At 65.3% G+C, this 9,600-nt stretch carries 7 protein-coding genes; 4 read left to right on the top strand and 3 right to left on the bottom strand.

Going from position 1 to position 9,600, the window contains the following annotated elements:
• Window positions 1-827: 827 nt before the first annotated feature.
• Entirely contained in the window at window positions 828-1,064 is a 237-nt protein-coding gene (locus tag ACRDU5_RS01095; RefSeq protein ID WP_526612374.1) for a hypothetical protein, read from the top strand.
• A gap of 18 nt (window positions 1,065-1,082) precedes the next feature.
• On the opposite strand, the gene ACRDU5_RS01090 is transcribed toward ACRDU5_RS01095, so the two are convergent.
• The 3 genes from ACRDU5_RS01090 to ACRDU5_RS01080 all read right to left on the bottom strand — a co-directional run bounded on the left by ACRDU5_RS01090 (window position 1,083) and on the right by ACRDU5_RS01080 (window position 5,201).
• Entirely contained in the window at window positions 1,083-1,769 is a 687-nt protein-coding gene (locus ACRDU5_RS01090; protein WP_526612373.1) for a VldE C-terminal domain-containing protein, read from the bottom strand.
• A 232-nt stretch (window positions 1,770-2,001) separates the two neighbouring features.
• Entirely contained in the window at window positions 2,002-3,549 is a 1,548-nt protein-coding gene (locus ACRDU5_RS01085; protein ID WP_526612372.1) for a zinc ribbon domain-containing protein, read from the bottom strand.
• 23 nt (window positions 3,550-3,572) lie between these two features.
• A complete protein-coding gene (locus ACRDU5_RS01080) occupies window positions 3,573-5,201 on the bottom strand; it encodes a S53 family peptidase (protein WP_526612371.1) in 1,629 nt (542 codons plus the stop codon).
• A 386-nt stretch (window positions 5,202-5,587) separates the two neighbouring features.
• Between ACRDU5_RS01080 and ACRDU5_RS01075 the strand changes: the two genes are divergently transcribed.
• From ACRDU5_RS01075 to ACRDU5_RS01065, 3 genes are all read left to right on the top strand, one after another.
• Window positions 5,588-6,484 carry an alpha/beta fold hydrolase gene (locus ACRDU5_RS01075; RefSeq protein ID WP_526612370.1) on the top strand — a complete coding sequence of 299 codons (897 nt, stop codon included), beginning with the start codon at window positions 5,588-5,590 and terminating at the stop codon, window positions 6,482-6,484.
• Window positions 6,485-6,533: 49 nt separating this feature from the next.
• The gene (locus tag ACRDU5_RS01070; protein ID WP_526612375.1) at window positions 6,534-7,232 is read left to right on the top strand and encodes an ABC transporter ATP-binding protein; all 699 of its coding nucleotides are present in this window, start codon (window positions 6,534-6,536) and stop codon (window positions 7,230-7,232) included.
• Window positions 7,229-9,600, top strand: a 2,372-nt coding sequence (locus ACRDU5_RS01065) for an FtsX-like permease family protein (protein ID WP_526612369.1), incomplete at its 3' end; no start/stop codon positions are given. The genes ACRDU5_RS01070 and ACRDU5_RS01065, both read left to right, overlap by 4 nt.

The following is a 9,600-nucleotide window of genomic DNA, read 5'->3' as shown; positions in this document are numbered from 1 at the left end:
AGCTTCCCAAGCTGAATACGCGGGTTCGATTCCCGTCATCGGCTCCACGCTTACCAGCGCAAACGCTATCGAACGTCGCTTCGCTCGGCAGGCTGGCACCCCCGCCGACACGGTGTGAACGGACCCGCCGAGTGGTTCGACGCACAGGTGGCCCGAAGGTGCGTCTCGACACGACAATGTCCGCAGGTGACGCAACCCGCCAAACTCGTGCAGTTCGAACGCCGCATCACAGGTTTGCTTTCCCGGCCACAACCTGAACTCTCGGAGCGTTTGACTCAGTAACCGAACAGCGATCTGTGTGTCCACTTCGGATTACGTGTGAACTGTGGGTCGACCACCTCAAGAATCTCTTCCGCGTACCAGCGATGTCGAACGGGCCCTGTGCCGACTTCACGGACGATGCCTTTGGTGGTCAGCGACCGCAAGAGATTCGTTGCCCCAGGCTGACTGACGCCGAGTCGGTTCTGCACCGCCCGTACGGTCATCACCGTAGCTGCCCCTTGGCCGAGGCACGGTGACCCTCTTGCATTCTTGTGTGTGATCGAAGAGCAGCTGCGGAATCCCGTCATCGGCTCCGCGAACTGGCAGTACCCGCCCAGATCGAATTTGACGTGTGCCAACCACGTGTTCCCGTCAGCTTCGCTAGGGCGCTGTGTATAGGCCCGTCGTGCCTGCTGCGATCGTGCCGGAAATATTCGGAATGCGTTGCCAATGACCCATTTTCGTCGAAGCCCGGGCAGCCGTCGGCTGGCCCATCACATCACTCGGAACTATGGTCGGTATCGGGTCGGTATCGGTCGGGGAGCCAGAACTGGAGGTGCGATCAGATGAGGACTCGGACGCTCACGACGGTTGCAGCGGCATTTGGCGTAATCGCGGCGCCACCGGTAATCGCTGTCATCGGCGCGGCCCCGGCATCAGCCGACCCGGGCGGGTGTGTGCGGGGACCCTGGGGAGTTGCAAGCGCGTGCGTCGACGTCCCGTGGGTAGACCACTGGGTTGACGTTGACGTCGACGGTCCCCGTTGGCACGACCGCGACCACGACGACGACGACGACGATTAGCGCTGACCGCCGCAGGGCCTAGCGGACGTAGATTTCCTCACCGGTGGGGTATCCGCCTCCGGTGGTGGTGATGTGGACGTGGTCGTAGTGGCCGTAACCACCTGCTTGCGCGCCGGTTGTGGTGTAGTAGACGCCACGCCAGATCGCATCTTTCAACCCGAATCGATCCGCGTTCTTGAGTACGTAGGCGACGATCTCGTTCCCGAGGGCGATGCCCTCGGCGGTACCGGGGTTGGGGATCGTCACGTCGAGCGCCAGACCGTGGGGATGCCATGGAAGCGAATCCGGTCGAACGCCGCCGATGTCGGGAATCTCGGGGAACACCGCGCTGATACTGCGAGCGGCCAGGATGGTTCTGACCTGTAGGCCCTGTTCGGTAGCGAGCCCAGCAGGTAACAAGCGCTCAACCACCCGCCATCTCGATGCCGACACCACCTCGCCGGGAGCGGAACTCGTAACTACCTGCACACCCGACGGCGCCGGCGAAGATGCGGGCGGTTCCGCCGCGACGACCTCGACGGAGCGCGGCGCAACGTCGTCGACGGAGCGCGGCGCAACGTCGTCGGCACGTTGATCGGCATCGCCGCCGGCGGCGAGCGGATGGACATCTCCAACGGTCGCGAAGAACACGGCGGCCGGGGCAGCGACCGCAGCCAGGCCTAGTGGCGACTTCCGTCGGCTTTTGGCTAACGAGTGCCGGCCCACGGAAAGACACCATACGAGCAAACCGACGAATTGTCACAATTCTGTAAAGGTCCGAGGAATGAGTCACCTGCGGGACCGGGGCGGCAACCGGGGTCGGTCCAGCCCTATCCACGCTGGTTAAGTACGGTTCTTCGGTCCGGCTACGAGCACGAAGAGTTGTATCGGGCAGCGGCAGAAGAAATTTTCGATGTGAAATACGCGGGCTCGACGCAGGCTTCGTTAGCCACCCGTGTCAACTGGGCTGGTCGCGTAGCCACTTGAAGCTGTTGACGTATTTCCCCATGTCCATTGCGAGTTGGAGGTTGACGCCCGACGGATGCCCGGTCCCGAAGTCCGGACTGAATTCGTGGTAGGGACCGATCGCTGCGGCGACCAACGCATAGTCGTTCTTGACCGCAACCATGACCACCAGCCGCAGCCGGGTGAAGGTGCCGCTGGCATCCTGCGGATAATCGTCGGCGACGACGCCGTACCCGGGTTGGTATCCCACCAGCGCATTGGGGATCTCGTAGTCGACCTCGGCGTCGGGATAGTTCTCGCCGATCAGGTCCTCGGCGATCTGCCGCGGTGTGCGATTGCCGGCAGGTAGACCGAACAACTGCATCGTGCCGGTGTCGCCGGCGACAAACTGCAGGTCTACCCCGTCCGGATTCAGCGTCGCCTCATACGCCGTGCCGGGGCCGGGATATTGCACCGAGAATTCGACGTCGGCGGCGACGAAGCGCGGGTTCGATTCGATCGGTGTCCCGATCGGCGGACGCCCGCAATCCGGCGGGCACACATAGCGCGGGGCGACGGGGGTGGCCAATACCGCCGCCGTCACTCCCGCCGCGACTGCGACGCCGACACCGGCGCCCAACCTCGTGAGCAGCCAGCTGTTGGTGGTGTGGTGCACCGGCGCTACGGCCTTGCGCGACGTGCGCGATGACGCGCGGCTGGGTCCGCTCGGGTCCGCTGGGTCGTGCGCCTCACGCAACAAGGTCAGTTGTAGCCCAATCCTCAAGGCCAGCAGGGCGGACACCGCGATCAGTAGGTGCAGCCCGACGTGCAGTCCCTGCAGCACCGGGGTGACTTCGATCAGTCCCAATCCGGCGTAAAGAGCAAGTGTCACAAGCACACTCGACACAACCAGCACCGGCCGGCCGAACCACAGCGCCGCCCCCACCAAGCCGCCCATCGCCGCGGCGGTCAGGGGCACCGCAATGCCATGAATGCCGGCCTGCACCAGCAGGCCGCTGGCGGGTCGGTCATCGGCCGTGACCCCTGTCGCGAATTGGGGGGCCAACCGCGTCAGCGTCGCCGCAGCGGTGAAGCTGACTGCACTCAGTGCTCCAATCACGAACCCGTCCAACGATTCACGGGTCGATGGACGCATTAGTCGCATCACCACGGCCGGGAGAAGCATGAGGGCGGCGCCACCTGCCCGGATCGCCAGCCCGATCAGCAGCATCTGCCCGTCGGATTCCCTCGCACCCAAGGCGACGTCGTAATGGTCGGCGACGACCGCGCCGGTCCACAACGCCCATCCGACACCCAGTCCGACACCCATCACCGCGGTCAGTGCGAGGGAACGGACCGGCACGTCGCGATGGATGTCCGCCTCGTAGAGGTACAGCAGAAACACCAGCGGGAAGCCGACCGCGCTGATGGTGATCAACGGCGCCTGCCACCGCAGCAGGGCGAGCGCGATCAACACCAGGACCAGAATCGCCAGCGCCACTCGAAACGGTGCGCGCGAACGATGAGGAAGATGCGGAAAAAGCGAACTGACCATGGACATGGCGGGACGGTCGCCCGCAGTGGTCACCGCGGTGCCACCCCCTTCTGGAGATCGAGGAGGTTGCGGGCGAGGTTGTAGGTGTTCGGGCTGCCGAGCCCGGTCACCAGGTCGTAGCCGGGCTGCGACATGTCGACCGCGTTGCCGCCACGGCGCATGTCGCGGAAACCGGGCTGGTTCGACCCGGCCGCGACTCGATACAGCAGGGGGTTGATGTTCCCTAGTGGGCGACCGCTATTCGCCACCAGGTATTGATTCATCAGGACGGTCAATGCGGCCCAAATCGGCGCTGCCTGGGAGGTACCGCCGCCGATCACCTCGCGCTGATTGAAGATGAACCTGACGCCGGTGAACGGATCGGCCACGGCGGCGACATCGGGCGATAGGCGGCGCCGCTCGGTGTCCCGCTTCACAACCAAGTGGTCCTGCCATTCCGGCCGGTCGAACAGGGCCGAAACTCCGCCGCTTGTCCCTTGCGACAACGGCGAGTCCACCCAGGGGTATTCGGCGACCCACTGCCCGCGCGGACCCGTCGACAGGGTGGTTCCGCCGACCGCGGTCATCGCGGGCAGCGATGAGACGGTGTCCAGCCCCACGTCATCCGGCCCCGGCGGAGCGGACCACTCGTCGCCGCCCTTGCATTCCAGGCCCGCGGTGTCCCCGCTGGCATCGAACGCCGACGTGCCACGTTGTTGTGCAGCAGCCAGCGCGGACTCCACCGGCGCCAGATCGGCGGCGTTGACCAGCGCCTCGCACCCCCACCCGATCGACAGACTCCACACCGCACCGGGGAACTGGCGATCGGCCTCGGAGAACATTCGGCCGATCTTCTCGTAGGCCCCGTCCCCCTCCACGGTTGATCTCGCGTTCACGACGACGAGCCGTGCATCCGGCGCAATCGCGTGTGCCACTTGGAGATCCATCGCCGTTTCGCCGTGCGATTCGGCGGGTCGCCCCCCGATTACCACCGGAGTGAACCTCGGCAACCCCGATGTGTCGGCGAAGGTGTCAAGGTCCTTCTGGTCGTACCTATCGAACTCGAAGAACACGATGGTCGCGCCCTTGCCGGTGAAGCCGGCCTCGGCGAGCGGGGTCGCGTTGTACGCCTCCAACAAGCCGCGGGGCGTCAACCCCCCTTTCGGCACGTCCAGCGGAAGAATTCCCGGGCCTTTGGTGCGGTGCGGGGTGTAGCCCATGATTCGGCCCAGGTCGGCGACAACACCGTGCAGTGCCGACGGCACCGAGGGCTGCTGCGTCGACGCATAGAACAGCTGCCCCTTTGGGCCCCGGTAGTCGTGCACCGGCACCTCGAAGGCCCGTGCCAGATCCTGGGCGGCGCCCTCGACGATCGCCCACGCATCGCCGGGCCGCCAGCGCACCCATAGTTCTCTCGCGCTCGCCCAGCCCATCAGCGCGGCGGGGCGACTCGAGTCCGGCAACGTGACGGTGAGTTGCGCGTCACCCGAGCGCGACGGGCCGAGATCACTGGAGCTGGCCAGCAGCGACGCGAACGGTCCGGTGATCGCCGCCGTACGCAGCGGCGCGCAGCCGCAGATGTCCGATGCGACGATCAGCGCCGCCGCCGCGGTGAGCGCCGAGAGTCGACGCGCGGCCTTAGTGATGACCGGGTGTGGCCGTCGGCGCCGGGGGCGCATAGACGGTCGGTGAGAACGGGTTCTGCGGGTGGGGGTCGATACGCGGCGCCTTCTCCGTCGGCGAGGCCGGAGCCGCGGGAGACGTGGTGGTCGTCGTCGTGGTTGTCGTCGGTGTTTCGGGCGCCTCTTCTGCTTCTTCGGCGCAAGCGGCGGTGATGCCGCCCATCGCAACAATGGCGGCGAGCCCGGCAACGGCTGAGAGACGGCGAGGCAAACTACATTGTGACCTCATATTGCTGTCCAATCTGTATCTGACGGCTGGTTTATGACGGGTACGGTGCACCACATAGTGGCACATTAGCGAAGTAGATCCGTCATCTTAGCAAAATTTAACGACCGCGTATGCCCGGCCGATTCCCGAGATCAGCTCGATAGGGTATGGAGTCATGCACCCAGGCATCGGAGAAACGACATCGGTATCGACCCTAGACGGCCGTACTCTCACATATCTCGAAGTCGGCGATCCGAACGGACCGCTCGTTATCCATAACCACGGCGGGCCTGGTTGCCGGCTCGAGGCCCGCCTCTTCGCGGACTCAGCATCGAAGAATCGGTTACGGCTCATTTGCGTCGATCGACCCGGCATGGGACGGTCCAGTCCCCAACAGACCCGCACCTACTCTGGCTGGGCCGACGACTTGGTGACCATCGCCGACGCGTTGGGATACCAGGAATTCGGCGTGACAGGCTGGTCGGAGGGTGGCCCATGGGCACTTGCGGCGGCCGCCTACATCGATCCCGCCCGACTGCGCCACGTCACCAGCATCGCCCCCGGCAGCTACGGAACGTTTGGGGACAACTGGGCAGCCGATCAGCTTTCGAAGGTCGATGCGCTCGGGGGGTCCCTCGCACTGCGTTTCAAACCCGGCTTCCGCCTCATGTACGCGACCCTTGGGATCACCGCCAAACACTTCCCCAAAAGCTTCGTCAAACAGCTGCGCAAATCCGTCAACGATTACGACCGCGAGATTCTGCTGCAACCGCAGATCGAAAACGCCTTCGGCGACGAAATGGCCGAATCTTTCGCTCAAGGCAGCGGCGGGCTGGTTCGCGACGCTGAACTCCTCTATCGGAGTTGGGCTTTCGACGTGGCAACGATCGAACGGCCAGTCCACTTGTGGCAAGGCTTGGATGATCGACTGGTACCGGATCCGATCAACAAGGCGGTGGCTGACCGAATGCCTGGGGCGGTATGGCATCCAGTCGAGGGAGCCGGTCACTTCGTGGCCGTCGGTGCAGCGGACGAAGTTTTCGGCATCGCCGCCGCGGAGCTGGGCGCGTAACAGGGAGTAAGCTGCACGAGTCGATACCTCCGATACGCCCCGGCCCGAACTGACCATCGAGCTCCGTGATGTGGTGCGCGAGTACAGGGTCGGCGGTCAAACAGTGCGCGCGCTCGACGAGATCAGCCTGCGCCTGGTTGGTGGGCAGTTCGTTTCGGTGGTCGGACCGTCGGGGGCCGGCAAGAGCACGCTACTGCATCTGCTCGGCGCACTGGACTCCCCCGATTCCGGGTCGATCACGTTCGACGGCGACGAGATCGGCCGCCTGTCCGACGAGCAGCAGTCGGAGTTTCGTCATCATCGCGTGGGATTCGTCTTTCAGTTCTTCAACCTGCTGCCGACGCTGTCGGCGTGGGAGAACGTGGCCGTCCCGAGGCTGCTCGACGGCATGCGACTGGGCAAGGCCAATCCGGATGCCGTCCGGCTGCTGGATCGGGTCGGCCTCGGTAACCGCACCCAGCACCGACCGGCGGAACTGTCCGGTGGCCAAATGCAGCGGGTCGCGGTGGCGCGGGCATTGATGATGGACCCGCCGCTGATCCTGGCTGACGAACCAACCGGGAACCTCGATTCCGCAACGGGCGCTTCGATCTTGGCGCTTCTCGCCGAGGTGGCGCACGAGGAGGGCCGCCGGCGGCTGGTGGTGATGGTGACGCACAACTCGGATGCCGCGGCGGCGACCGATCGGGTGATCACGCTGCAGGACGGTCGGCTCGGGTCCGACGAGATGTCGGCGGTCCAGGGGTGAGACCCGGGTCGGCGTTCGCCGCTGCGGCGAGCCGGCTACGCGTGTTCAGCCTGCGCGAGCTCGCCGTACATCGTCGGCGCACCATCGCCTCAATCGCCGTAATGGCGGTGTCCGCAATGTATCTGGTCGCGGTATTCGGCATCTTCGGGTCGATCACCGGATCGGTCAACCGGCTGTCCGACGGGATCGCCGGCATCGCCGCGCTAGAGGTATCGGGCATCACCGACGCGGGATTCCCCGACTCGGTGACGGCCGATGTAGCCGCGGTTCCCGGCGTCGCGACCGCGGCACCGATGATCCGGATGTCGGCGCCCACGGCATCGGCTCCGGTCCTGTTGTTCGGCGCGGACAACAGGATTGCCGCGTTGGGCGGCGCGTTGAGAGACGCGGTTTCACAACCGTTGGAAGAGCTGTCCGCGGCACCGGACGGTGTCCAGGTTGGACCGACCGCCGGTCATGCGAAAGGCGAGCAGTTTCGGCTGGGCTCGGGCCGGGTCACAGTCACCGACGTGCTGCAGGGCGAGCAACAAGCGGATTTGAACGGCGGACACTATGTCCTTGCCCCACTTGCACTGGCGCAGAACGTTACCGGGCGACAAGGGCAGCTCGACTCGATACTGATCACCACGAAACCGGACGCCGATTTCGCCGCAGTTCGTAACGCGGTCACCGCCGCCGTTGACGGCCGAGCCATCGTCGCGGACCCAAGTATGCGGGCCGCCCGGGCCGGTGACGGTGTCAAGATGATGAACTACATGGCCCTGATGGGTGCGGCGGTTGCCTTGGTGGTCGGCGCTTTCCTGATCTACACCACCGTGACCATGGCGATCACCCAGCGCCGGCCGGTCATCTCGATGCTGCGCGCGATCGGCGGACGACGCGTCACCATCGTTCACGACATGCTCGCGGAGGCCGCGGTTCTCGGCCTGATCGGCGGAGCGATCGGATCTGGCATCGGAATACTCCTGGGCCGCATTGCGATTGGTCGATTGCCTCCGGCAATAGCCCAAGGGCTCGAAGCCCGAATCGAGTATTGGCTGCCCGGCTACGCGATACCAGCCGCCATCGTCGCGACGGTCCTCACCAGCATGGCCGCGGCGGCGATGGCCGGGAGGCAAGTATACAAGGTTTCACCGATCGAGGCGTTGGCGCCTGTCGGGGTTTCAGCGGCTGACCGGGTGCCGCGATGGCTGCGGGTCGCATGTGGGATTGGGGCAGTCGCGGTGTTCGGCGTGTCGATCGTGCTCGCGCTAGGCCAACGCGGCACGTTGGCCGTTGTCGCGATGACGGCGCTTTTCTGCGCCGAGATCGCGCTTGGCTTCGCGCTCACCATGCCTATCGTCAAGGCCACCGCCGCCACCGCGCGAATGTTCGGCTCGGTCGGGGCACTCGCGGCGGCGACGATCGAGCGTGCGCCGCGGCGAGTATGGGCCACCGTGATGACGGTGCTCATCGCGGTCGTCACCACCGTCGTGATCACCGGGACGAACAACGACATGATCCGGTCGGCGCGCGGCATTTTCGCGTCAGTCGCGGATGTCGACGTGTGGGTGAGCGCAAACCCTCCCGACAGCTATCCGACCGATGCGCTTCCGCAGGGACTTACCGAAAAGGTGGCCGCTGTGCCGGGAGTGGCGCGCGTCACCGAGGGCGCAAACGGGTTCGCCGTGGTTGGCGGCACGCGCGTGATGCTGGCCGGATTCTCCGCCGGCACCAACGATTCGCTGTTCCACGCACTCGATGAACGGGTACGCAACGAGGTGCTCGCCGGTCGGGGCGTGGTGCTCACGCAGAATCTGGGCAAGATTCTCGATGTCCGAGTCGGCGACAGACTGTCGCTGCAGACGCCACACGGCCCGCGGGAAACGACTGTGCTGGCGTTGGTGCCGTACTTCTCGACGGTCATCGGCACCGTCGGAATGGACCTCGATCAAATGCGGGCGTGGTTCGACCGCCCCGCGGCGACCACACTCCAGATCGCCGCGGCCCCAGGCGTGGATCCGGACCGCTTGATGGCCGATGTCCGCCGCGTGGTGCCCGCGCCGACCTATGTATACGACGGGCGCACGGCGCTGGCAGGGGTGGAGGCGCCGCTGCATCAGAGCATGTTCATCGCCAATGCCGTATGGATCATTGTCGTATTGGTAGGCGCTGTAGCACTTTTCAACACGTTGACGCTTTCGGTTCTCGAACGGCGTCGGGAGATTGGCGTAATGCGGGCGATGGGATCCAGTCGGCGGTTCACATTGCAGATGGTCCTGGCCGAGGCGGCAGGCATCGGCATCATCGGCGGTGTGCTCGGGCTGCTGTTCGGCCTGACGGACCAGTGGCTGTACAGCCTGGTCTCCGCGGACATCATGAATTTCGA

Origin of the sequence: Mycobacterium sp. (assembly GCF_050701515.1) — a bacterium.
Lineage (GTDB): Bacteria > Actinomycetota > Actinomycetes > Mycobacteriales > Mycobacteriaceae > Mycobacterium.
Note: the sequence above shows the minus strand (reverse complement) of the source record. Positions and strands in the feature narration are given on the sequence as shown.

Coding starts and splice junctions, on each gene's coding strand:
- ACRDU5_RS01095 (WP_526612374.1), top strand. CDS start 828: ATGAGGACTCGGACGCTCACGACGGTTGCAGCGGCATTTGGCGTAATC.
- ACRDU5_RS01085 (WP_526612372.1), bottom strand. CDS start 3,549: ATGTCCATGGTCAGTTCGCTTTTTCCGCATCTTCCTCATCGTTCGCGC.
- ACRDU5_RS01080 (WP_526612371.1), bottom strand. CDS start 5,201: ATGCGCCCCCGGCGCCGACGGCCACACCCGGTCATCACTAAGGCCGCG.
- ACRDU5_RS01075 (WP_526612370.1), top strand. CDS start 5,588: ATGCACCCAGGCATCGGAGAAACGACATCGGTATCGACCCTAGACGGC.